This window comes from Pigmentiphaga aceris, assembly GCF_008119665.1.
In the GTDB taxonomy this organism is placed as follows: domain Bacteria; phylum Pseudomonadota; class Gammaproteobacteria; order Burkholderiales; family Burkholderiaceae_B; genus Pigmentiphaga; species Pigmentiphaga aceris.
Map to the genome: position 1 here is coordinate 4,727,186 of NZ_CP043046.1, position 24,843 is coordinate 4,752,028.

Sequence of the window (24,843 nt, forward strand, 5' to 3'; positions counted from 1 at the left end):
CAAATCAGGACAGAAAAATCAGGACAAACTCAGACCTTGATCTTGAATCCGTCGGCATAGGCCTTCGGATTGCTGCCGTCCCACACCGTGCCGTCGATCAGTTTCGAGGTACGCGATTCGCTTTGCGGCAAGGCCGTCTTGGCCGCGGCCGCAGCTTCCTTGTAGAGCTCGATGCGGTTGATCTGCTTGGCCACCGCCAGATAATCGGGGTGATCTTTCAGCAGACCCCAGCGCTTGTGCTGGGTCAGGAACCACATGCCGTCTGACAGATACGGGAAGTTGGCCGAGCCATCACCGTGGAAACGCATGGGGTGCGCGTCATCCCAGGTCTTGCCCAGGCCATCGGAATAACGGCCAAGCATGCGATCGAGAATCGAATCGGTGGCGGTGTTCACGTAGGACTTGGCCGCCACCGTTTCTGCGGTCTGGCGGCGGTTCGACACCGATGCGTCGATCCATTTGCCGGCTTCCAGAATCGCGGCGGTCACGGCACGTGCGGTGTTCGGGTTCTTGGCGACGAAATCGCTCGTGGTGCCCAGCACTTTCTCCGGGTGATCGGTCCAGATGTCCTGGGTCGTGACGCCGGTAAACCCGATCTTGTCGGCAATAGCGCGTGCGCCCCACGGCTCGCCCACGCAGTAGCCGTCCATGTTGCCGACCTTCATGTTCGCCACCATCTGCGGGGGCGGCACGGTGATGACCTTCACGTCTTGCATCGGGTTGATGCCGTAGGTGGCCAGCCAGTAGTACAGCCACATGGCGTGGGTGCCGGTCGGGAAGGTCTGCGCGAAAGTGAATTCGCGCTTGTCGGACTTGATCAGTTTGGCCAGGCCCGCGCCATCGCGCACGCCGGCTTCCAGCAGCTTGTTCGAGAGCGTGATGGCCTGGCCGTTCTGGTTCAGGTTCATCAGCACGGCCATGTCTTTCTTCGGGCCGCCAATGCCAAGCTGTACACCGTAGATCAGGCCATAGAGCACATGGGCCAGATCAAGCTCACCATTGATCAGCTTGTCGCGCACGCCCGGCCACGATGCTTCTTTGGTCGGCACGATGGTCACGCCGTATTTCTTATCGATGCCAAGCACCGAGGCCATCACCACCGACGCACAGTCGGTCAGCGGAATGAAGCCGATTTTCACTTCCTTCTTTTCTGGCGCATCTGAACCTGCGGCCCATGCGCCTGCGCGCACCAAGGGGTCGACTAGGTTGAACAATGCAGCACCTGCCAGCACCTTGGCTGAACCAGTCAGCAGGTTGCGACGTGCGGGGTCGGAAGCCTGCTGGGCAGCAACGGGCTCTACGACAGACGGGGACAGCAGGGGCGCGACATCCACAGGCTTCATTGCATTGGCTCCAGTCAAAAAAAAACGCTCCGCCAAGCCCGGGGGATCACCCCGGGATTGTGCGGAACGTCGTTGTTCCTGGCCGCGTTGTGCGGCGAATGACAGCCGCCGTTGGCCGTCATTCACCTCAATGCAAATCCCATGCCATTTTTTCTGCTGGCTACTCGCCGCGAAAAATTCCTTTTGAAATCAACGGGGTGGCGATCACGCATCCAGCGAGCTGACTCACACCGACCTTTCTGAACCCCCATCAGACGACGAGCTTCGACGCGACCGACTGGTGCATCGCACCATGAGCGTGCGCGGGCATGGCACACGAGCGGTGCCAAGCTCGCCACAACCGGAGATGCGCGAAAGAAACATGCGGCGATCAGGCTCCCCTTCACGCCGTGTCTGCGAATACCATACGGGCTTGGAGGGGCTAGAAACCCGGCGGATCGCCTGCGTCCAAATACTGAAATACTGCGGTGCGGCGCAATCCTCGAACGGCGGTCGTCTGGGAGAAAACGAATGCTTAAAGTCATGTTGATCAACGACGGTGAAGGACGTGTGGTGTCCTTGCGCCGTGTGCTCGCCGAAGCGGGTGTGCAAATCGTCGCGGAAGTCGAGCCGTCCAAGGGGCTGGCCGACGTGATCCGTCAGGTCGCGCCCGACCTGGTGTTGATCGATACTGATGCCCCAGGCCGGGACACGCTTGAAGACGTCTGTGTGGCCAGCGAGCACAGCGCTCGCCCGGTAGTGATGTTCACCGGCGAGAGCACGCGTGAGACGATTCGCGCAGCCCTGAATGCCGGTGTGGCCGCCTATGTCGTGGGCGAAGTGCCGGCGTCGCGCATTCAATCCTTGCTGGAAGTGGCGATGGAACGCTTTGCGGTCGAACGTGAACGCCGCGAGGAATTGTCGGAAACCCGCCGCCGTCTGGCCGACCGCCAGTGGATCGACCGCGCCAAGGGCATTCTGGCGAAAATGCGCAACATCTCGGAAGACGAGGCCTACAAGATGCTGCGCGAACGCGCCATGCAAAGCCAGCGTCGCCTGGGGGATGTCGCCAAGGAAATGGTCGAGCTGACCGACTGGATGAAGCCGTAAGCAAGTTTTTCGCGAGTGCCCTGGCAGCGTGAATGCGCGGCATATCGTGCGAGCATGTCGATATGGACATTCCCACTCAGACCCTTCCCGCTTTTTCCGGCTGGTTGTATGCAGGCGATGACGTCCCCGCTGCCTGTCTGCACTTGCAGGACGAACTTGGCCTCGATGTGAACATGCTGTTGTGGTGCCTGTATGCAGGCGTGCGCGGCACGGCGCTTACGTCGGAAATGATTGCCACTGCAGATGCCGCCTGTGCGCCGTGGCGCGCTCACGTGGTGCATCCGCTGCGAGAAGTGCGGCGCTGGTTGAAAACTGCTGGCCCGCAGGCCCAGGCGCTTCGCAAGCAGATTTTGGCGCAGGAAATCGACAGTGAATGGCATCAGCAAGGCTTGATCGAAGCGGCGGTAAGCCTGGATCGCCAACCGGCCAGTTCCTGGATCGGTGCCTCCAACCTGGCGGCCTACATGCGCTGGGCGCAGGTGACGCCGACGGTCGAAGCCACCCAGGCCGTGCGCACTTTGCTGGCGTCAGCCTATCCGGCGGTGTCGGTCAGCGCTTGATCGGACGGCTGCCCGGGCTGCGCATGCGCCGGAAGATCAGGGCCGAGAACGCCGTCACCACACCCAGCAGCACAAACGCCCCGCTGAAGCCGTGTGCGGTTGAACCAAGATTGCTGCCAAGCACGTTGACCAGGCTTGCGCCAATGGTCACGCCCAAGCCGGTGGCCAACATCTGCGCCATCGAGAACAGGCTGTTGCCACTGCCCGCGTCGGCCGGGTCCAGGCCCCGCAAGGTGGCGCTGTTCATCACCGCGAACTGCATGGAATTCGATGCGCCGAATATGGTGATGGTTGCGATCTGCAGCCACAGCGGCACACCTGGCTCGATCAGGCCGAACGCCGCAATCGACAAACCGACCACTACGGTGTTGACGCTCAGGAAGCTGTGGTACCCGAAGCGTTTGATCAGCCCGCTGATCATGCGACGACCGATCATGCCGCCTGCGGCAGCCGGCACCAGCATCAAACCGGAGTTCAGCGGCGTGAAGCCCAGCTGAAGCTGCAGCAGCAAGGGCAGCATGAAGGGCACGGCGTTTGAACCGATACGACAGACCAGGTTGCCGATCAGGCCGACGCCGAAATTCCGGTCCCGGAACAGGCCCAGACGGAACAAGGGGTTGTCTCGCCTGCGGGCGTGCAGAACATAGGCCAATGCAGCCGCCAGGCTGACCGCCGACAGCCCCATGGCCCAATCGTCGTGATGCTCACCGGCCGGCACATCCAGCGCCAGCGAGAACGCCACCATGCAGGCACCGACCAACAGGAATCCAACAGCATCGAAAGACGGCGCGGCCTGATCCAGCTTGCCCTCGGGCATGAAGCGTCGCACCGCCCACAAACCACCTAGCGCGATGGGCACGTTGATCAGGAAGATCCACGGCCACGATGCGGATTGGGCAAGCAATCCACCCAGGGGCGGGCCAAGCAACGGCCCTATTTGCCCGGCAATCGTGACGGTTGCCAGCGCGGCAATGTATTGCTCGGGCGCCACGCTGCGCAACAAGGCCAGCCGCCCGATAGGCAAGAGCATTGCGCCCCCGATGCCTTGCAGCACCCGTGCAGCCACCAGCTGCGGCAAGGTCTGCGCGGCAGCACAACACAGCGAGCCGAGCGCAAACAACAAGATCGCCGCGAAGTAGATCTGACGCGTGCCGAAGCGGTCTGCCAGCCAGCCAGACGCCGGGATCAGCATCGCCATGGTCAGGGTGTAGGCCACCACTACCGGCTGCATCTGCAAGGGGCTTTCGCCCAATGCAGCCGCAATCGCCGGCAGCGCCGTGTTGACGATGGTGGTGTCCAGCCCCTGCATGAAGAAGCCGGCACCGATCAGAAACAGGAAGGCGGTAGACGGCATCCCCTGGGCGGGGGTGCCGTTGGGTGGCGCAGCACTCATTGCGTGGTCGCGCTTACGCGGTGCCGCCGACCGTCAAGCCTTCCATGCGCAGCGTGGGCTGACCAACGCCCACCGGCACGCTTTGACCATCCTTGCCGCAAGTACCCACACCGGAATCCAGGCGCAGGTCGTTGCCGATCATCGTGATGCGTGACATCGATTCCGGGCCGCTGCCGATCAGCGTGGCACCCTTGACCGGGTAGGTGATCTTGCCGTCTTCGATCATGTAGGCCTCGGACGCCGAGAACACGTACTTGCCGTTGGTGATGTCGACCTGACCACCGCCGAAGTTCACCGCGTACAGACCACGCTTGACCGACTTGATGATTTCTTCCGGGTCCTTGTCGCCTGCACGCATGTAGGTGTTGGTCATGCGCGGCATGGGCAGATGCGCGTAGGACTCGCGTCGGCCGTTGCCGGTCACGCTGGTCTTCATCAGGCGCGCATTCAGCGAGTCCTGCATGTAGCCCTTCAACACGCCGTCTTCGATCAGCGTGGTGCACTGGGTAGCGTTGCCCTCGTCGTCCACATTGAGCGAACCACGACGATTCGGGATCGTGCCGTCATCGACAATGGTCACGCCCTTGGACGCCACCTGTTCACCCACACGGTCCGAGAACACGCTGGAGCCCTTGCGGTTGAAGTCGCCTTCCAGACCGTGGCCCACGGCTTCGTGCAGCAAGATGCCGGGCCAGCCGGAACCCAGCACCACGGTCATTTCACCGGCCGGCGCAGGACGCGCTTCCAGGTTGACCAGGGCTTCGTGCACGGCGTTTTCGACGTAAGCCTTCAGGATCTCGTCGGTAAAGTACTCAAAACCGGTGCGCCCGCCGCCACCTGCATGGCCCATTTCGCGGCGGCCGTTGTGTTCGGCGATCACTGTCAGGGACAGGCGCACCAGCGGTCGCACGTCGGCCGCCATGCGGCCGTCGCTGCCCACCACCATGATGACGTCGTATTCGGCACCAATGCCGGCCATGACCTGCGCCACGCGCGGGTCTTTGGCGCGCGCCATGCGTTCGATGCGCTCAAGCAGCGCCACCTTTTGCGGTGCTTCCAGGGATGCAACCGGGTCCAGGTCACGGTAGAGCGAACGGGCACCCGACTGGGCGAAGTTGCTGGCGACCTTGATCTTGCCTGCACCGCGCTTGGCAATGCTGCGCACCGCACGCGCCGACGACAGCAATGCGTCACGCGACAGCATGTCGGAATACGCAAATGCCGTCTTCTCGCCGCTGAGCGCACGCACGCCCACGCCTTGCTCGATAGAGAAGCTGCCGGTTTTGACGATGCCTTCTTCCAGGCTCCAGCCTTCGCTGCGGGTGTACTGGAAGTACAGGTCGGCGTAGTCCACCTTGTGGGTGAAGATTTCGCCCAGCGCACGGTTCAGGTCGGTCTCGGTCAAGCCCCAGGGATCGAGCAACAAGGACTTCGCAGTGGCCAGAGCCTGGATATTGGGTTCTACAACTAACATATGTGTGTCTCGGCTATCAGGTCAGGACGCGGTGGCGCAGCGCGGGCAAAGCGCCGCGCACGTCGAGAAGTCGGTCGGGATCGACGATGCCGCCGACCACGCCAGGTCCCTCGGGCAGGACGTCAAGCACCTCGCCCCAGGGATCGATGAACAGGGAATGGCCCCAGGTGCTGCGCCCGTTCGGGTGCTTGCCGCCCTGAGCAGCCGCCAGTACGTAACACTGGTTTTCAATGGCGCGGGCCCGCAACAGGGTCTCCCAATGCGCCTTGCCAGTGGTGTAGGTGAAGGCGGATGGCACCAAAATCAAGCTGACTTCGCCCAAACCGCGATACAGCTCGGGGAAACGCAGGTCGTAGCAGATCGACAGACCGACCCGGCCAGCGGGAGTATCGAAGCCGACCGTCTGCTTGCCGGCGCGGATGCTGCGCCCTTCGTCGTAGGACTCGGTGCCGCGCTGGTAATTGAACAGGTGAATCTTGTCGTAGCGGGCCACCCGGGCCCCGTCCGGCCCATAGACCAGCGAGGTATTGAATACCCGCCCCGGCGACAAGGTGGCAATCGGCAGCGTGCCGCCCGCCAGCCAGATGCCGTGACGGCGCGCGGTGTCGGACAGGAATTGCTGAATCGGGCCTTCGCCCACGTATTCGGCAATCGTCAGCTTGTCACTGTCGGCATGGCCCATCAGGCAGAAATATTCCGGCAGCGACACCAGCTTGGCCCCCTGGGCGGCCGCACGGGCAATCAGCTCGGCAGCGGCGGCCAGATTCTCGTCGACGCTGGGCGTCGATACCATCTGAACGGCGGCTACCTGGAACGACAAAGGAGAAACAGTCGGTGCATTCATGGGCTTATTGTCGCGCAGATCAGGGTTGGGGTATTGGCCTCATGGCACCACGGGGGCCGGGCCTGGCTCTTTTTTCACACGGTCGACCTGCGGATCGCTCCAGCCACCCTTGACCGCGTATTCAAACGTGAAGGCCTTGTTCAAGGGGTCGCGCAACACCCATTGCGCCAGGAACGTACCCAGGCCGATGGCCGGATTGACGGCCAGCGCGTAAAGAATGGATGCGGTTCCCGCGTTGACCTCGGGCACCACCACCACACGCAAATCCTGGGTTTCGCGGTCCAGATCCACGCGCCCGCCCATCACCACGGTAGCCGCCACGCCCCGCATCTTGAAGTCTTCTGTGCGCAAGATGCCCTTTTCGATCGTGGCACCGGCAATGATGCTGTCGTAGGCAAAGCCATCGCTGAAGACATCGCGGAAATCCAGCGTGATGCGACGCGGCAGCGCCTGCAAGGACATCACCCCCAGCAGCTTGGCAATACCCGGCTCGGCCTTGAGGAATTGCCCTTTTTCCAGCGCCAGCGACAGCTTGCCGTCCAGGCTCGGGATATCCAGCGAATACGGCCGCCCTGCCCAAGACACCCGACCGTTCAGCGTCCCGCTGCCGCCTTGCATGGTGCCCTTGAGCTTCAGCCGGTCCAGGAATTTGCCTGCGTCATGCAAGGACAAGGCGGCGTCGAGTTCCATGCGACGACGACCCGACCCTTGCACAGTCGGATCGACCCGCCAGATGCCCGTCCCGGCCAGATCGGCGTCCGGGTTGCTCAGACGCAGCTTGCTCATGTGCCATTCACGGCCCTGCGCGTGGCTGGATGCCGTGACCTCCAGCGCGCCCAGATCGCGTCCATACAACACGAATTGCGCGGCACGCAGATCAACATCGGGCATGTCAGCGACGGAATCCTGGTCGAATACCGATTCGGACGCCACCGACGGATCGTCTTCGACCACGAATCTAGCCAAGCGCGCCGTCACACGGTCAGCGCTGCCGCCCTGGCCAACCTGCCATGTGATGTCCCCGGCCATCTTGTCGGCCTCGATCTGCGCCTGCCAGACAAACGGCTTGGCAGCATCACAGGCCACCTTCAGGTCGACTTGTTTCAGACGTCGGCTGCTGTAATGCAATTCGGGCGTCTGCATCGATAAGGAAACACGGTCGAACGCCACGCCCTCGCCGCTTCCCAGGCACTGGCCTGGCGCGCTGCCGCTGCCGCTGCCAGGTTTTGCGGGCAGATCGTTGGCCAGGGCGCTGGCAGATGGCGGGGTGAACTCACCCAGCAGCCCCTGCCAGATCGGCTGATCCACCTTGGCCAGCGCAACCTGCATGGCCAACCCACGTGCCGGCAAGGTCAGTGCAGCACTGCTGGCGGGGCCATCGTGCAGCGACAAGGCTGCGCGCTGAACCTGCATGGACTTGCCCTTGGGCCGCCGCTCGGCCAGACCGTAAAAAACCTGGCCCAGCTTGATACCCAGTTGCTCGCGAGCAGCCGCGTCGGTGCCGCGCCGCTGCCAATCCACCCGCAAGGGCAATGGTGCGGTGGCCGCCTTGCCCAAGGGCGCGGGCAAATCGATGGCCATGCCGTTCAGGGTCGAATCGACCGCCACATCCACATCACCGGTCTGCGTGAACGACACGGTGCCCTGATAACGGCTGTCGCCATTCAGGCGACGCAAGATGGGCAAGCTGCCCCAGCGGGAAATCCCCGTGCTGTTCACGGTGCCATCAATGCGCAACAAGCTGCGGCCGCCAGTTGCGGTGTCGCCCGTGATCACAACCGGTCCACCCAGGAAGGTGGCATCCACACGAGGCATGGCAATGCCGTCGTTGTTGAAAGTCATTCGCCCAGTCACCCGTTCCAGGGTCGGCAAGGGTGAAAACAGGAAGACATCGTTTCCGCTGAATTCCACGCCGCCATCAACCTGCGTGGCGTCCAGGTCAGACAGTGGCAGTGTCAGTGCGAGCGGCAGGCGCACGTCACCGCTGATGCGTGACTCATCGAGAAAACCGCCAATCATCTGACGCAACGGCGACTGCGCCACGAAGCGCAGCAGGGCCGCCGCCGGTGCCGCTGGCGTGGCCTCGAGCTTCAGCTTGGCGTGATCGTCCATGTTGTCGATGCTGGCTATGGTGCGGCCAAGCTGCACGCCGCCAGTTACCCCGTCGACACGCGCGCTGCCGCGTTCGGCCACCAAACGCATGCCGCTGCGCTCGAACACCAGGTTGCCATTGATCCCGTCGATTCGCGGCCAGGGCGATGTGCCGCCGCCTGACGGGGCTGCGTAATCAAGCGTGACCTCGCTGATCCTGCCCGCCACCTTGAACTCGCCCGTATCGGGCTTGCGGAAAGGGAAATCCCGCAGATCGCCGCGCACCCTGAACTGGGTTTCCTGCAGACGGCCCACCACCAGCGAGCGGCGCAGCCAATTACGCACGTCGGCATTGACTTCCAAGGGTATGAAGCGATGCACATCACGGGCATCGCCGTATTCCAGCACGCCCGTCAGATCAAGCAGTCCGCTCGGACTCTTGCCACCTTCCTGCCAGGCACCTGCCCCGCGCGCGGCCAGGCGGGCATGTACAAGATGCACCTTGTCGAATTCCACCCGCAGCGGAGCGTTGGCCGGCCAAAGCACCTTCACGCTGCCCTTCAGGGATTCCAACGGCACGATGGGGTCGGCAAACACACCCGGGAAATTCAGGACGGGCTGGCGCGCATCGATCTGCAGATCGAGCCGGCGCGCCGCCAGCGAAAAGCTGCCCGACAGGCGCTCCACGCCGGGGCGTTGCGGCTCGGCGGCCAGCTTGCCCGTAGGCACCGGCGCGCCGGCCAATGCCAGATTGTCGATCCGGCCTGACCCCGACACGCCGTCAGGCGTTGGCGTCCAGCCTGCCCAATTGAGGGCAAAGGCGTCGATCCCGCCTTTGGGATCAAGCTGTGCCAGCTGGGTTTGCCATGCCGGCTCCAACGGGAAACGACGCGCCAAGGCAGACACCGTGCCCAGATCGATACGCGCAATGCGCACCTCGCCAGAGGCGGGCGTGGCTTCCTGCGCCTTGATGCGCTTGAGGCTGAGTTCACCGGGCGCAAGCGCCAGGCCGTCACGCAGACGCACTGACAGGTTCTGCAGCGAATAGCGTTCGTCGTAATCGCTGCGAGATGCCTGCAAGCGAGCACTTGCTTGCTGCACATCCAGGCGCGGCAAATCCTTGCGCAGGCCGACATCCAGGTTTTCCACGCCCAGATCGGCCGTCAGATCGGTGATCCGGCCACGTTCCATGCCAAGCCAGGCCGTCAGCCCGGCACGTCCGGCCTTCACGTCTGCAGGCACACTGATCCACGGCCGCCAGGCAGCCAGGTCCACCTGCGAAACGGCCAGATAGGCTTCACCGCGCCATTCACGCACATTGGCCGCGCTGCGGGTAAACCATGCATGGGTGAAATCAGCACGCAGATCCAGCGGCGACGCAAGATTGGCTGGCGGTGTGGCACGTACGGCCAGACGGTGATGATGGCCCTGGTTGCGCAGCACCGCGTGCAGTCCATCGATGGCCAAGGGCGGCGCGCCGCGTTGGGCGTCGGTCCAGCGCAGGCTGGCCTGACGGATCACGATTTCGTCTTGCGCCACCAGCCAGCGCACCAGCGCCGGCTCGCTTCCATCGCTTGGCTGGCCATCATCGAGTGGCAAGCCTGCAATCCAGAACGCACCTTGTGCATCGCGTTCAATATCGAGCGTGGGCCCGGTCAGGACCAACTGGCGCAGTCGAGGGGACAGGGTAAACACGCTGCGCCAGGACACGGTGGCCGATACATCCTGCAGGCGCAGCGCAACCTGACCGTCAGGCCCCTGAATGCGCAGGTCCGTCAGCGCCAGTTCGGGATTCAAGCCACGCCAGTCGGCTGCAACGCTGCCGATGCTGACCGGAGCCTTCACCGCGCGCGACACCATGCGTTCGATTGCCGGACGATAGTCGTCGATGCCCGGCAATACCAGGTAGCGCACGGCCAGAATGCCAAGCGCACACACCAGGTAGAGAGACAGCAAAGCGAGGCCAAGCCAGCGCATGAGGCGGCGAAGTGTGGAATCGATACGCACGAGGAATCAAAAGCGTCGACACCGGGAAGGCGACAACAAAATCAGAATAAGAAGCAGCAAAACCGGCGCACCTGGGCAGCGACCGCTACAAAGATGCCAGTCTACCCAGATATGATGGCCCAATCCCGATTTACGCTGGCATTCGGTCTCTGGACGCGAACCCCAGCGACAATCGGTAACGCGGCTTTCATCGCGTTTGCCTTGCCGGGCGCTTTTATTACCGTAATGGCCGATTGGTCTGATCTGCCATGACGGAGCAACGCCTTGTCCGTGCCGACTGGCACATGTGCTGTTTTTCACTCGCGAGTCCTGTCGATGTCCGAGTCTTCCCTACTCGCCCCTGCGCTGGCCTGGTCTGGCCACCTTCGCCGTCGGCTTCAGAATTCACCCGGTTTTGCCGACTGGCTGGCCACGGCGGCACCGCAGCCACTTGACGAGGTACGTCTGGCCCAATGGTTGTGCGAACTGCGTGCAGAACGTATTGCAGTGGCCAGTGACGAGCCGGGGCGAGCCATGCCCAGCGCCGATTGCCGGTCGGTATTGCGCCGCCTGCGCGACCGGGTGTTCTGCGTGGCAATGGTGCGCGACTTGGCAGGCCTGGCCCCCTTAGAGGAAATCGTCGGTGCCATGACCCAGCTGGCAGAGATCGCAGTGGCGGAGTCGTATCGCAGCATCGCAGCCGAACTGACCGAGGTGCACGGCGTTCCGCGCGAAGCGGTCAGTGGCGCTCCCCAGGAAATGCTGATCGTCGGCATGGGCAAGCTCGGCGGCCAGGAACTGAATGTGTCGTCGGACATCGATCTGGTGATGCTGTATGGCGATGAAGGCGACACCGACGGACCACGCCCCATCTCTAACCACGAGTTCTATGGCCGGCTGACCCGCCGCATGATGCCGGTGATCTCCGAAATCGACGCCGACGGCCATGTTTTCCGCACCGACCTGCGTCTGCGCCCGGATGGCGATTCCGGCCCGCTGGCGTGGAGCCTGGACGCATTCGAGAACTACCTGGTCAGTCAGGGCCGGGAATGGGAGCGTTATGCCTGGCTGAAAGGGCGGCAGCTGCCGGCGCGCGCCTTTGCAGGCAGCACACCTGACGCGCAAGAAGCACAACTGGAAGGCCTGCGTCGCCCCTTTGTCTACCGGAAATACTTCGACTTCGATGCACTGGCCGCGCTGCGCTCGCTGCGCGAACGAATTCGCCAGGACTGGAATCGCCGTGCCAGCGCCCGCAGCGGCATCGAATCCGAGGACAACGTCAAACTTGGTGAAGGCGGCATCCGCGAGATCGAGTTCGTGGTGCAGTTGTCGCAACTGGTGCGCGGGGGCCGGCTGCAAGCCTTGCAGACGCGTGGTCTGTTGAGTGCACTGCACGCGGAACGCGATGCCGGCCTGATCTCGCCGGCCGATGCGGAAAGGCTGGAAAAGGCCTACCGCTTCCTGCGCCGGGTCGAGCACACCTTGCAATACCGGGAAGACCAGCAGACGCACCTGATGCCGTCCGACCCGGAACAGCGCGCAGCGTTGGCCCAGGTGCTGGGTTTTGCCGACACAGCGGCATTCGAAGCCGTGCTGGCGGAACACCGTAGCTTCGTCGAAGCAACCTTCCGCAACGTGTTCCGCATGACGGGCATGGAAACGCCTGCCGACGATGCCGCGCCCGACACCGTGGCCGAAGACCCCGATGCCGCGCTGGCCGATCGGATTGCCAATCGCTTCGGCAATGATGCGCCCGCCTTGCAGTCCCGGCTTGAGGCCATGGCACGCAGCTCGCGCATTCGCAGCCTGCCGGAAACCAGCCAGCGCAGGCTCAGCGCCCTGCTGCCCGCCGCTGTGGATGCGGCCGCTGCTACCCAGGCACCGGCTGCCGCCCTGGCGCGCCTGTTCGATCTGATCGAGACCATTGCCCAGCGCAGCGCCTATCTGGCCTTGCTGGCCGAATACCCGGAGACCCTGGCGCGCGTGGCCCGCATCGTGGCCGCAAGCGATTGGGCGGCGCAGTACCTGATGCGCCACCCGCTGTTGCTTGACGAACTGCTGGACTGGCGGACCTTGCTGGCCGCACCGGACTTCACTGTGTTTGCCAACGAGTTGGCGGCGGAACTGGATGCCAGCGTGATTGCCGGCAACCCGCCCACACCCGATGTCGAAAGCCAGATGAACGTAATGCGTGACGCGCAACGTCAACTGAGCTTCCACTTGCTGGCGCAAGACCTGGAAGGCAGGCTTAGCGTCGAGCACCTGGGCGACCACCTGTCGATGTTGGCCGATGTGCTGCTGAACGAAACCCTGCGCCGGGTGTGGCCGCACATCAAGGGAGCCGATCCAAGCGTTCCGCCTCGGATAGCCGCCATTGCCTACGGCAAGCTCGGCGGCAAGGAGCTGGGTTATGCCTCGGACCTGGACCTGGTCTTTGTCTACGACGACCCGCGTGACGATGCGCTGGAAATCTACTCGCGCCTGGTGCGCCGCGTCATGTCATGGATGGGATCGATGACTTCGTCGGGTCGTCTGTATGAAGTCGACCTGCGCCTGCGCCCGGATGGGGATGCCGGCTTGCCGGTGATTTCCACCGAGGCGCTGGAGCGTTATCAGCGCGAAAAAGCCTGGCCCTGGGAACATCAGGCCATTACTCGTGCGCGCTTTGCGGCGGGTAATGCCGAGGTGGGCGCACGCTTCGAGCAGATCCGCTGCGATGTGCTGTTGATGCCGCGCGACGCACAAGCCTTGGCCACCGAGGTGCGTGCCATGCGTGAAAAAATCCACGCCGGCCATCCGAATACCAGTGGCCAGTTCGACCTGAAGCACGATGCGGGCGGCATGGTCGATGTCGAATTCGTGACGCAATACCTGGTGCTGCTGCACGCCCGCGAACATCCGTCATTGCTGAAAAATCTGGGCAACATCGGCCTGCTGCGTCTAGCTGAACAGGCGGGGTTGATCCCGACCGGCATGGCCGAAGCGGCAGGTGATGCTTACCGCAGCCTGCGACGCGAACAACATGCACTGCGGCTGCAGGGCATCGACAAAGCCAGACTGCCCGCCGACAGACTTGTCGCCGAGCGCAATACTGTTATTGCTTTATGGGAGGCCGTGTTGGGTGCACGCGGGCGTAGTCACGCATGAGTGAGTCAGCATTGATCAAAACGGCGACAGAGCTCGCCATGATGCGCGTGGCCGGCAAGCTTGCGGCCGAGGTATTGGGCATGATCGCACCCTATGTGCAGCCCGGCGTCACGACCGAAGAACTGGACCGACGCTGCCACGAGTACATTGTCGAGGTGCAGAAAGCGACGCCTGCGAACATCGGGTATCGCGGGTTTCCCAAGACCATCTGTATTTCGGTCAACGATGTCATCTGTCATGGCATTCCATCGGCGCGGGTGCTGGCCGATGGCGACATCGTCAATATCGACGTGGCGGTCATCCACAACGGTTGGTACGGCGACACCAGCCGCATGTACCTGGTTGGCCAGCCGGCACCGATTGCGCGCCGCCTGGTACGTACCGCCTACGAGGCCATGTGCGCCGGTATTCTGGAAGTGCGCCCGGGTGCCACGCTTGGCGATATCGGCAACGCGATTGAAAGCGTGGCGCAACGAGATGGCTTCAGCGTGGTGCAGGAGTATTTCGGCCACGGCATCGGCAAGCGATATCACGAAAGCCCGAAGGTATTGAACTACGGCGAGCGTGGCGAGGGGATGGTGCTGGAACCCGGCATGGTGTTCACGGTCGAGCCGATGATCAACGCCGGCAAGCGGCACACCCGGCAGTTGGCTGATGGCTGGACCGTGGTCACGCGCGACCGGTCGTTGTCAGCGCAGTGGGAACACATGGTGGCAGTGACCGACACGGGCTTTGAAGTGCTGACGCCGTGGCCGGACCGATCGGTGGACTATGCGCCGATCGTGTAATCAGCAAGAGGGGGCACCCGCTGCCCCGCCCTAGCCCACGAGCCAGCGTGTGCCCCACAAGACCATCATGCCGACCACCATGGTCAGTGTGATGCTGCGGCTGATCAGAAACACCGGAATCGCCGACAGACCTGCCAGCAGGCGCAGGTCCAGTTGCGGCCCGTCAACCGTCCACGGTGCCATCTCGGGCACCACGATTGCCGCCAGCGCCGCCACCGGCGCGTACTTGAGCGCGCGTCGCACGGACGGCGACAAGGGGATGTGATCCCCGAACAGCAGGTAGCCGCAACGCGTGATGAAGGTATTCAAGGCCATTGCGGCAATCACCAGCACCGCGTACCAGAAATCAAGCTGCGCGCTCATGGACGGCCCTCTTGCTGCTTCAGACGTTCGATGCGCACATCGGCCCAATACCCCGCCACGATGCCGGCGATGACGGCCAGCAGCAGCCCCACCCGCAAGGGCAGCGGCTGCGTCAGCCAGGATACGAAAGACGCCACCACCACCGCCAGCAAAGCCGGGCGGGCGGCACACATGGGCACCAGCATGGCGATCAGGGCCAGCACGGCAGCAAACTCCACCGACCAGCTTGACGGAATGGCACTGCCCAACAAAACGCCAACAACCGTGGACGTCTGCCACATCAGCCAACAGATGACCCCGCTACCCACGAAATACCACGTCTGCGAGCGCAAGGCCGGGCCGTTGAGGTGATTGTGATCGGCCATGAATTTGATGAAGCTTGCGTCAGTATTGACGAAGCCCAGGAAGATGCGCCGACCCGGCGAATAATGGCGGAAGAACGGATGCAGCACGGCACCGAAGATCACGAAGCGCAGATTGACGATGAAGACCGCGCCAAATATCAGCCAGATGGGTGCGCCTGCGGCAATCAATGGCAAGGCAGTCAACTGCGCCGACCCCGCGAACACCAGCATCGACATGGCCAGCGACAGCCACAACCCCAGCCCGACCTTGGCCATCGCAACCCCAGCCACCACGCCCCAGGCACCCAGGGACACCAGCATGGGCGCAATGCCACGCACGCCTTGCCAGAACGCGGTGCGCCTGACTTCGTTGGGTGACATCCCACAGGCCGCCACCGGGGCCACGGCAGATGTCGCAGACAAGTCCGGTGATGCGCTTGCGCACCTGTCCTCGGCCGACCGCACCGCTCCCTCCCCACTTGTCCCGCTCACGAGCCTAGTCTCCCTCGCCACGTCTGTTGTTCACCATACCGCCGTTGCGAGTGGCACCGCGCAGTTGGGTGCAGGATTGTACCGAGGCACGGCACCCGCCTTGTCGTATCCGCACAAACCCGAGCACGCGTCGGGCTGATCCAAGCCATCAAAACTTGTTATTGGACACGTCATTAAGCGCTCGGTAAGGTGACTTCACAACACCTACAAGTACGTCCAGGAGATCACCCATGCTGCCCACCCTGCGCCACGCAGCGCTTGCCGCTGCACGTCGACATACTGTGCTTGCCGCTGCACTCGCCTCGCTTTGCGCGCCGGCCTTCGCCGGCACCGTCACGGTCATCACCTCCTTCCCCAAGGAACTGACCCAGGCCTACAAGACGGCTTTCGAGAAGAAGCACCCCGACATCAAGCTGGAAATTCTCAACAAGAACACCGTCGCCGGCATCGCCTACGTGCGCGAAACCGCCATCGGCCAACGCCCTGAAGTGTTCTGGGCCAGCGCACCCGATGCGTTTGAGGTGCTGGGCCGCGACAAGCTGCTGGCAGCCGCCCCCGAGGTCGACAATCCGGCGATTCCGGCAAAGATCGGCAACTATCCGATCAACGATCCCAAGGGCTTCTACAAGGGTCAGGCGCTGGCGGGCTACGGCATCATGTACAACACCCGCTACCTGAAAGCCAACAAACTGACCGCGCCCAAGGAGTGGAAAGACCTGCTCGGGCACGAGTGGTTCGGCCACATCGGCACCACCTCGCCCTCGCGCTCGGGCACCATGCACCTGACGGTCGAAACCATTCTGCAAGGCGAAGGCTGGGATGCCGGCTGGAACACCTTGCTGCGCATGTCGGCCAACGCGGCATCTGTCACTGAGCGCTCGTTCGGCGTGCCTGACGGCGTCAACAACGGCCAGTTCGGGGCCGGGCCGGTGATCGACTTCTTCGGACTGGCAGGTCGTTATTCCGGCTTCCCGGTGGACTTCGTCTACCCCACCGTAACCTCGATTGTCCCGGCCAATATTGCCGTGATCGATGGCAGCAAGAACCCCAGCGAAGGAAAGAAATTCGTCGCCTTCACGCTCAGCGACGAAGGCCAGCAACTGCTGCTCGACCCGAAGATCTCGCGTCTGCCGGTGCTGCCTTACGCCAAGCTCGCGGGCAAGGTGCCACAGGGCTACCCCGACCCGGAAGCGATCGCCAAACGCAGCAAGGTTCAGTTCGACCCGAATCTGTCGGAAGCACGTTATTACGTGGTGCAGTCGATGTTCGACCAGACCATCACCTTCCGCCTGAAGGAACTGCAAGGCGCAGCACGCGCCATCTTCGAGGCCGAAAAGAAGCTGGCCGGCAAGGCATCGCCGCAAGCCGCCGAGCTGTTGAAAGAAGCCCGTGGCCTGGCATTCACGCCCTTGGTTGGCAGTGATCTGGCCAAAGACCCGCGCTTCCTGGAACTGTTTGCCAAATCCAAGAAGGACGCTGCGGTGAACAAGGAAATCACCGGACTGGAAGGCAGCTGGAACACCAAGGCCAAGGCCAACTACGAGCGTGCGGTCACCCTCGCGCAGCAGGCGGCAGCCTTGGCACGCTGAACCTCAGCGACCGTTAGGCAGTTGCACGTTCGGGCGTTGAGTCCGAGCGGGGCAACTGCCGCGGCGATGGCCTCTGATTTACCGGTCTACCCGCGCGGCATCTGACAGAGATACCCGACGGTCCCCAACTGATGCCTGGTTCCTGACTTTTTGTCCGGCACCCGGCGTCAGTCTCTGATCGCCCTGCGTTTGCCGACAAGCCAGATTCCTCGCCACCTTTTTTCTTTTGCAGCGAGCGCGCCGCATGATGTCCCGTTTCCCTCTGGGCCCCAGTTTGGCAGCACTGCTGGTGCTGGCCTTCCTCGGTCTCTTCCTGATATTCCCGGTCGGCACCGTATTCCACAGTGCCTTCGTCAATAGCGACGGCAGCTTCACGCTGGGCCACTTCTCGGCCTTCTTCGACCAGCCACTGATGAAGGAATCCTTCATCAACAGCTTGTACGTCGCGGTCATGTCATCGGTGTTTGCGGCGATCATCGCGGTGCCGCTGGCCTACTTCACGGTGCGCTTCGAGTTTCGCGGTGCGCTGCTGATCCAGACGCTGGGCGTGCTGCCGCTGATCATGCCGCCCTTCGTAGGCGCGGTTGCCCTGCAGCTGATCTTTGGTCGCTCAGGCAGCGTGAATCTGCTGCTCGACGAATGGTTCGGCGTGTCGATCCCGATCATGGATGGCCTGAACGGCGTGATCTTTGTCGAGTCGCTGCACTACTTCCCGTTCATCCTGATGAACCTGACGGTGGCGCTGCGCAACATCGACGGAGCCATGGAAGAAGCCGCGATGAATCTCGGCACACGTGGCTGGCGTTTGTTTTCGCGTGTGATCTTCCCCCTGGCACTGCCCGGCTTCGTGGCCGGTACCTCGCTGGTGTTCGTGAAGGTCTTCGACGATCTGGGTACACCGCTGGTGCTGGGCACCACCAACATGTTGGCACCCCAGGCCTATCTGCGCATCACGCAGGTGGGGCTGGAAGACCCGATGGGCTATGTGATCAGCGTGATCATGATCGCGTTCTCGATTCTGGCGCTGTACATGTCGGCGCGCATGTTGAAGAACCGGGATTACTCGACCACACAAAAAGGTGGCACCGCCATTCAGCGCCGACGCCTGCGGCCTGTCGAGAGCATGCTTGCCTATGGCTGGATAGTGCTGGTGCTGCTGCTGACCCTGTCACCGCACATTGGTGTGCTGCTGCTGTCGTTTGCCAAGGTGTGGAGTTTTGCACCGCTGCCCGACGCCTACACGCTGGCCCACTACGAGACCGTGTTCGCAGATTCCAGCAACATGATCGGCAACACCTTGCTGTACTGCGGCCTGGCAGCAGGTATTGACGTGGTGCTGGGCACCGCCATCGCCTACCTGATCCTGCGCACCCGCCTGCCGGCCCGCCAATGGCTGGACTGGGCAGCATCGGCTGCACTGGCGATCCCGGGCATCGTGCTGGCCATCGGTTTCCTGCGCACCTTCAAGGGCGTGGAGATTCCGTTCACAGACACGCTGGTCACCTCGTCGTGGATCATCATCGTGATTGCCTATGCGGTGCGCCGCCTGCCCTATGCCCTGCGGGCCTGCATGGCTGCCTTGCAGCAGTTGAACGTATCGCTGGAAGAAGCCGCTGAAAGCCTGGGCGCAGGAAAGCTCAGCACCATCCGGCGCATCGTCATCCCGCTGATGGCGGGCGGCATTCTGGCGGGCTTTGTCACCAGCTTCATTACCGCAGCGGTGGAACTGTCGGCCACCATCATGCTGGTGTCGCGCGAAAGCCAGGCACCCATGAGCTACGGCATCTATCTATATATGCAAAGCGTGGCTGGGCGTGGCCCGGGCGCGGCACTCGGCGTGCTTGCCGTGATCGCTGTTGCCGCCGGCACCTATGCCTCTCATTTGCTGGTCGAACGTACTGCGGCGCGGCTGCGCGCCACCCGCGCACAGGAACATGAATCGTGAAGCAACCCAACATCAAGAAAGTCGGCGTCGAGTGCCGCAACATCCGTCTGTCTTACGGCAACACCGAGGTGTTGAAGGACATCAATATCTCGATTGCGCCGGGTGAGTTCTTTGCGTTGCTGGGCCCGTCGGGGTCCGGCAAATCCACCCTGCTGCGACTGATCGCAGGCTTCAACCAGCACCAGCATGGCCAATTGCTGGTCGATGGCCGCGACATCAGCGGCGTGCCGCCCTGGGATCGCAACATCGGCATGGTGTTCCAGAACTACGCGCTGTGGCCCCACATGACGGTCTGGGACAACGTGGCCTTCGGTCTGGTCGAACGCAAGGTGCCCAAGGCCGAGCTGCGCGAACGTGTACAGGCGGCACTTGAGCTGGTCGGTCTGGCCGACTATGCCAAGCGTCGTCCGAACCACCTGTCGGGGGGGCAGCAACAACGCGTGGCACTGGCGCGCACCATCGTGATCGAGCCGCAGGTATTGCTGCTGGATGAGCCGCTGTCCAATCTGGACAAGAAGCTGCGGGTGCAGATGCGGCGTGAACTGCTGGCGCTGCAACGCAGACTGGGCATCACCACCATCTTCGTCACCCATGACCAGGAAGAAGCCATGACCACCGCCGACCGCATGGCGGTGTTGAATCACGGCGTGGTGCAGCAGCTCGGCAGCCCGGCCAACCTGTTCGATTTCCCCAGCAACCGTTTTGTGGCGGACTTCGTGGGCACCATGAACGTGCTGGAAGGCAATGTCCGCGAACGCAACGGCGGCGACATCGTGCTGGGGGTGGACGGCGTGGGCGATCTGCGCCTGCCGGTCGATAACGAGACCTTGCCCACCGGCAGATGCGCTGCCAGTTTCCGGCCCCATACCGTGGTGGTCGAAGCGGCAGGTGCAGTCGGGGATGCGCGTTACACCTGGCTGCCGGGCGAAATACTGGCCAGCGAATTCCTGGGCGAATTCACGCGTTATCAGATCCGCATCGGCACGCAGCAACTGACCGCCGATCAGACACACTACGCGGGATTGTCGAAATTCCCGCCCGGTGCATCGGTGGCGGTGGGTATCGATCCCTCGCAGGTGAGGCTGCTGGCGGCATGAGCGGCACACGCGCGCGGTCCACCCCGTGGCCGCGCCCGGCCGGCAGGGCTTTCGCAGCCTGCTCGTCCGTGGGACAGTGCTGCTGATGGAGCTTTATCAGATTCGCGCTTTTGTGATGGTTGCCCGCCTGGGCAACCTGACGCGCGCTGCCGAAGCGCTGTCGGTCACTCAGCCCGCCGTCACGGCCCAGATCAAATCACTGGAACAGTTGCTGGGCGTGGCCTTGTTCGAACGTCAGGGCGGGCGGCTGGTGCTGGCCAAGGCCGGCGAAATCCTGCTGCCCAGCGCCGATGCCTTGTTGGCGGCCGGTGCAGAACTGCGCGCCCAGGCCCTGAAGCTGCAGGGCGAGATCTGCGGTCACCTGGACTTCGGCATTCCCAGCGAGCACCCCGATTTCCTTCGGGTGGGCGAATTGGTGGCTGCGATGGCACGCACGCTACCTCGTGTCGATCTGCACACCCGCACCCTGCCCGCTGTCGCACTGGCCGAACAAGTGCGTACCGGGCAATTGGCGGCCGCGCTGACGATCAGCGCCAATCCGCCCCTGGACGTGCAGTGGATCGACCTGCGCAGCGTGCGTTTCCGGGTTGCCATCCCCAATGCGCTGGCTGCGTCGGCGGCCGGTGCCGGTTGGCGCGAGCTGGCCACCCTGCCCTGGATCGACACCACCGACAGTGCACACCCCCATGTCTTGCTGCGCGATTTGTTCGAACGCCACGGTCTGAGCCCGCAGGTAATCGTTCGCAGCGACGACGTGGCGGCGCTCGATGCGCTGGTCCGGGCAGGCGTCGGTTGCGCCTTGCTGCGTGAAGAAGTGGCGCTGCGCGGTGCGGAACGGGGCGATTTCCTGGTCTGGGGCCACGCCCGGACGGATGCCCGGCTGGGTCTGATTACCGCGTCGGAACGGGCTGGCGACCCGATGGTGGTGGGTCTGAGTTCCGTATTACGCACAGTCTGGGGACTGGCCTAGGCGCGAACCGGCAATGGATTGCTACAATCATGGGCTAATCGGCGTAGATCCCAAGGAGTCCTGCCATGAGCAGCGCTGTCGAACAAGGCCCGGTCGTTGAAGTAGACGGCCACGATCTGCCAGTCTCGTGCCCGGGGCCGCAAACCCCGTTGTGGAGCCTTCACCCCAAGGTTTTCCTCGACATGAGCACCGGCCAGGCAAAGTGCCCGTACTGTGGAACCGACTACCGGCTCAAACCCGGTAGCAAAGTCCACGCGCATTGATCGGGCGGCCCGGCCGCTCGTTTCGATGGACAGGGGGACCTGGTCACCCTGTCTGGTTCTCACCACCCCGGCTTGCCGGGGTTTTGGTTTTATATCGACGTGCACCATAACGACTACATCCTGACCCTGTCCTGCCCGGACACCACCGGCATCGTGTTCAACGTGTCCGGCTTCCTGTTCGAGCGCGGCTGCAACATCCTCGACTCGCAGCAATTCGGCGACGACGATACGGGCCTGTTTTTCCTGCGCATTCACTTCGACCTGCCGGCAGGCACGTCCGAAGCCGACATCAGCGCCCAATTCACGCCGCTGGCCGAGAAGTTCTCGATGCAATGGCAGATCCGCGATGCCCGCAAAAAGGCGCGCGTCCTGCTGATGGTCAGCAGCCACGGTCACTGCCTGAACGACCTGCTGTTCCGCGCCAAGTCAGGCCAGTTGCCGATCGAAATCCCGGCGGTGGTGTCCAACCACCCTGACTTCGCGCTGCTGACGGCGTCCTACGGCATTCCGTTCTATCACCTGCCGGTCACCGCAGGCGACAAGGCCCAACAGGAACGCCAGGTGTTGCAGATCGTCGAACGCGAACGCGTCGACCTGGTGGTGCTCGCCCGCTACATGCAGATTCTGTCGGGCGACATGTGCAAGGCCTTGTCGGGCCGCGCGATCAACATCCACCACAGCTTCCTGCCCAGCTTCAAGGGCGCGCGTCCGTACTACCAGGCGCACGAACGTGGCGTGAAACTGATCGGTGCCACGGCGCACTACGTGACCGCCGACCTGGACGAAGGTCCGATCATCGAACAGGACATCGCGCGGGTCGACCACGCCATGTCGCCCGAGATGATCACGCAGGTTGGTCGCGACGTGGAATCGCAAGTGCTTGCCCGTGCAGTTCGCTGGCACGTCGAGCACCGCATTCTGTTGAACTCCCACAAAACCATTGTCTTCCGCTGATCCCATGCCCAAGCCCGCTCCCAGCGCCAACTACGCCACGCCCGATGAGGCGGAACACGCCTTCTACGAGGCTTTGGAACATGCCGACCTGGCGCTGCTGATGAGCGTGTGGGCGGAAGATGAAGAAATCGCGTGCATCCACCCGGGCGGCAGCCGCCTGGTGGGTCACGACGCCGTCAAGCAGGCCTGGGCCGAGATTCTCGGCAACGGCCCGGTGTCGATCCGCCCCACCCGCCGCCATGCGCTGCAAAGCCTGATGGGCGCGGTACACACCCTGGTCGAACAAGTGGTGGTGGAAACACGCGAAGGAACCCAAGTGGTGAACTGCTACACCACCAACGTGTTCCACAAGGGCGCGACTGGCTGGCACATGGTGTTGCATCACGCATCACAGGCACCCGACGACATCGATGCCGACGAGCACGACGTCCCGGACATGCTGCATTGATGCCGGGTCATGCTCGCCCGTTTAGATCTTAGCGACTGCCCTACCCCGGTCTGGTTGCCCGAAGGGCACAGCCAGACCGTCTTCGCCGCGCTGTACGCCCGTCGCCCGCAGCTGGGCTTCCTGCGCGAGCGGCTCGATACGCCCGACGGCGATTTCATCGACCTCGACTGGACCGGTCCCGGCCTGACGCCCAACAGCGCGTCAGTAGTGACCGGTGCACCGCTGCCGGTGATCCGTCCACGCACCGAACCTGGCCAGCGCGCACTGGTGCTGTTCCATGGCCTGGAAGGCAGCAGCGCCAGCCACTACGTGCTGTCGGTATCCCAATACTTCCGTGCCCGTGGCTGGACAGTGGTGGTGCCGCATTTTCGTGGCTGCTCGGGCGAGCCGAACCGGCTGCCCCGCGCCTACCATTCCGGCGACAGCCAGGAAATCTCGTTTGTGCTCGACACGCTGCGCGCCCGCCTGCCGCAGGCAACCTGGCACGCAGCCGGTGTTTCGCTTGGCGGCAACGCCTTGCTCAAGCACCTGGGCGAAGCCGGCAGCGCAGCCAACTGGCTGCATGCTGCGGCCGCCATCTCGGCCCCGCTGGACCTGAACGCAGGCGGCATGGCCCTGGGCAAAGGCATCAACCACGCGATCTACACCCGGATGTTCCTGCGCTCGCTGAAGTCCAAGGTATTGGCCAAGGCCAAGGACTACCCCGGCTACTTCGATGTGGCGCGCATTGCCCATGCGCACGACCTGTACGAATTCGACGATGCCTACACCGCGCCCGTCCACGGCTTCAAAGACGTGCGCGACTACTGGACACGCGCATCGTCCAAGCCCTTCCTGCGCAGCGTGACTGTGCCCACCTTGGTACTGAACGCGCGCAACGACCCGTTCCTGCCCCCCGACCACCTGCCGCTTCGCCACGAAGCCTCGGCCCAGGTTTTGCTGCATCAGCCGAACAATGGTGGACACGCCGGGTTCAGCAGCGGGCGTTTCCCCTCGCAACTTGGCTGGCTGCCGCAACGCCTGGCGCGCTTTTTCGACGCAGGCGTCTAGTCAGCACGAGCCCCACAGGAGCAAACCCCATGGATGAAGACGTTCTCGCCGCCATGAAGCGCTGGCCCGATGTGCCCTCGGTCTGCGGCTGGCTATCGCTGGACCCACGCGGCAACTGGCGCCTGCACCCCCAAGGCGATGCCGCCGCCGGCGGCCTGGGTGAACCCATCACCAACCCCCGCATCCTCGACTTCTTCGCACGCAACTACGCGTTCGAAGAAGACGGCCGCTGGTACGTACAAAACGGCCCCCAACGCGTCTACGTCCGCATCGACGTCGCCCCGTTGGTGCTACGCACCGGCGACGACTCCATCACGCTGTTCGCACACACAGGTCAACCGGTAGGTCGCGTGGATAGCTGGTGGCTCGACGACACCGGCCGACTCCTGGCCAGCACAGACCTGGGCCCCGGCGTGGTGATCGACCGAGACTTGAGCAAAGTACTGGATGGCCTGCAAGACGAAAAAGGCGAAGCCGCCGCCAGGCCACTGGCCGATGGCGAGACACCCGCGCAACTCAAGTACGAACCGCTGCCACAAAGCCTGGCTCCCTTCCACGAAGTATCGTCAGAAGAACTACCCGCACGCCTGGGATTCGTTGCCGTTCCCTGATC

20 protein-coding genes are annotated in these 24,843 nt (G+C 63.2%); 13 read left to right on the plus strand and 7 right to left on the minus strand.

What is annotated here, in order from left to right:
- Positions 1 to 29 precede the first annotated feature (29 nt).
- Positions 30 to 1,343: a CmpA/NrtA family ABC transporter substrate-binding protein gene (locus FXN63_RS20485; protein WP_148816998.1), complete on the minus strand. Its 1,314-nt coding sequence runs from the start codon at positions 1,341 to 1,343 to the stop codon at positions 30 to 32.
- Positions 1,344 to 1,853: 510 nt separating this feature from the next.
- Here FXN63_RS20485 and FXN63_RS20490 point away from each other — a divergent pair.
- Positions 1,854 to 2,432, plus strand: a complete 579-nt coding sequence (locus FXN63_RS20490) for an ANTAR domain-containing response regulator (protein WP_148817000.1) — start codon at positions 1,854 to 1,856, stop codon at positions 2,430 to 2,432.
- 62 nt (positions 2,433 to 2,494) lie between these two features.
- Positions 2,495 to 2,992 carry a TIGR02444 family protein gene (locus tag FXN63_RS20495; RefSeq protein ID WP_187394963.1) on the plus strand — a complete coding sequence of 166 codons (498 nt, stop codon included), beginning with the start codon at positions 2,495 to 2,497 and terminating at the stop codon, positions 2,990 to 2,992.
- Here the strand turns inward: FXN63_RS20495 and FXN63_RS20500 are convergent.
- Genes FXN63_RS20500 through FXN63_RS20515 form a run of 4 tightly spaced genes read right to left on the minus strand, consistent with a single transcriptional unit; the run spans position 2,982 to position 10,801 of the window.
- Positions 2,982 to 4,385 (minus strand): DHA2 family efflux MFS transporter permease subunit, encoded by a 1,404-nt coding sequence (locus FXN63_RS20500; protein ID WP_148817004.1) that lies wholly within the window; start codon positions 4,383 to 4,385, stop codon positions 2,982 to 2,984. The genes FXN63_RS20495 and FXN63_RS20500 overlap by 11 nt on opposite strands.
- 13 nt (positions 4,386 to 4,398) lie before the next feature.
- Positions 4,399 to 5,859: a metalloprotease TldD gene (tldD, locus tag FXN63_RS20505; RefSeq protein ID WP_148817006.1), complete on the minus strand. Its 1,461-nt coding sequence runs from the start codon at positions 5,857 to 5,859 to the stop codon at positions 4,399 to 4,401.
- A 16-nt stretch (positions 5,860 to 5,875) separates the two neighbouring features.
- Positions 5,876 to 6,703: a carbon-nitrogen hydrolase family protein gene (locus FXN63_RS20510; RefSeq protein WP_148817008.1), complete on the minus strand. Its 828-nt coding sequence runs from the start codon at positions 6,701 to 6,703 to the stop codon at positions 5,876 to 5,878.
- Positions 6,704 to 6,742: 39 nt separating this feature from the next.
- Positions 6,743 to 10,801, minus strand: coding sequence for a YhdP family protein (locus FXN63_RS20515; RefSeq protein ID WP_148817010.1), 4,059 nt, complete (start codon positions 10,799 to 10,801; stop codon positions 6,743 to 6,745).
- A gap of 315 nt (positions 10,802 to 11,116) precedes the next feature.
- On the opposite strand from FXN63_RS20515, the gene glnE reads away from it, so the two are divergent.
- Both glnE and map read left to right on the plus strand, forming a co-directional pair.
- Complete coding sequence (glnE, locus tag FXN63_RS20520) at positions 11,117 to 13,927, plus strand: bifunctional [glutamate--ammonia ligase]-adenylyl-L-tyrosine phosphorylase/[glutamate--ammonia-ligase] adenylyltransferase (protein ID WP_148817011.1); 2,811 nt, start codon at positions 11,117 to 11,119, stop codon at positions 13,925 to 13,927.
- Positions 13,924 to 14,715 carry a type I methionyl aminopeptidase gene (map, locus tag FXN63_RS20525; RefSeq protein WP_148817013.1) on the plus strand — a complete coding sequence of 264 codons (792 nt, stop codon included), beginning with the start codon at positions 13,924 to 13,926 and terminating at the stop codon, positions 14,713 to 14,715. Before glnE ends, map begins: the two co-directional genes overlap by 4 nt.
- A gap of 30 nt (positions 14,716 to 14,745) precedes the next feature.
- On the opposite strand, the gene FXN63_RS20530 is transcribed toward map, so the two are convergent.
- Positions 14,746 to 15,078, minus strand: a complete 333-nt coding sequence (locus tag FXN63_RS20530) for an AzlD domain-containing protein (protein WP_148817015.1) — start codon at positions 15,076 to 15,078, stop codon at positions 14,746 to 14,748.
- Entirely contained in the window at positions 15,075 to 15,803 is a 729-nt protein-coding gene (locus tag FXN63_RS20535; RefSeq protein WP_246164915.1) for an AzlC family ABC transporter permease, read from the minus strand. Before FXN63_RS20535 ends, FXN63_RS20530 begins: the two co-directional genes overlap by 4 nt.
- Before the next feature lie 341 nt (positions 15,804 to 16,144).
- Here FXN63_RS20535 and FXN63_RS20540 point away from each other — a divergent pair, with 341 nt between their 5' ends.
- The 9 genes from FXN63_RS20540 (at position 16,145) to FXN63_RS20580 (ending at position 24,841) form a co-directional block, all read left to right on the plus strand.
- Complete coding sequence (locus FXN63_RS20540) at positions 16,145 to 17,503, plus strand: ABC transporter substrate-binding protein (protein WP_148817017.1); 1,359 nt, start codon at positions 16,145 to 16,147, stop codon at positions 17,501 to 17,503.
- A gap of 244 nt (positions 17,504 to 17,747) precedes the next feature.
- Positions 17,748 to 19,448: an ABC transporter permease gene (locus tag FXN63_RS20545; RefSeq protein WP_148817019.1), complete on the plus strand. Its 1,701-nt coding sequence runs from the start codon at positions 17,748 to 17,750 to the stop codon at positions 19,446 to 19,448.
- 11 nt (positions 19,449 to 19,459) lie between these two features.
- Positions 19,460 to 20,545, plus strand: coding sequence for an ABC transporter ATP-binding protein (locus FXN63_RS20550; RefSeq protein ID WP_148819632.1), 1,086 nt, complete (start codon positions 19,460 to 19,462; stop codon positions 20,543 to 20,545).
- 85 nt (positions 20,546 to 20,630) lie between these two features.
- Positions 20,631 to 21,515 (plus strand): LysR family transcriptional regulator, encoded by an 885-nt coding sequence (locus FXN63_RS20555; RefSeq protein WP_148819634.1) that lies wholly within the window; start codon positions 20,631 to 20,633, stop codon positions 21,513 to 21,515.
- A 65-nt stretch (positions 21,516 to 21,580) separates the two neighbouring features.
- On the plus strand, positions 21,581 to 21,778 hold the full coding sequence (locus FXN63_RS20560) for a zinc-finger domain-containing protein (RefSeq protein WP_148817021.1): 198 nt from the start codon (positions 21,581 to 21,583) through the stop codon (positions 21,776 to 21,778).
- A gap of 99 nt (positions 21,779 to 21,877) precedes the next feature.
- Positions 21,878 to 22,732: a formyltetrahydrofolate deformylase gene (gene purU / locus FXN63_RS20565; protein WP_148817023.1), complete on the plus strand. Its 855-nt coding sequence runs from the start codon at positions 21,878 to 21,880 to the stop codon at positions 22,730 to 22,732.
- A gap of 4 nt (positions 22,733 to 22,736) precedes the next feature.
- A complete protein-coding gene (locus FXN63_RS20570; RefSeq protein ID WP_148817025.1) occupies positions 22,737 to 23,180 on the plus strand; it encodes a YybH family protein in 444 nt (147 codons plus the stop codon).
- 9 nt (positions 23,181 to 23,189) lie between these two features.
- Entirely contained in the window at positions 23,190 to 24,230 is a 1,041-nt protein-coding gene (locus FXN63_RS20575) for a YheT family hydrolase (protein ID WP_148817027.1), read from the plus strand.
- A gap of 29 nt (positions 24,231 to 24,259) precedes the next feature.
- Positions 24,260 to 24,841, plus strand: coding sequence for a DUF2946 family protein (locus FXN63_RS20580; RefSeq protein WP_148817029.1), 582 nt, complete (start codon positions 24,260 to 24,262; stop codon positions 24,839 to 24,841).
- The last annotated feature ends 2 nt before the right edge of the window (positions 24,842 to 24,843 follow it).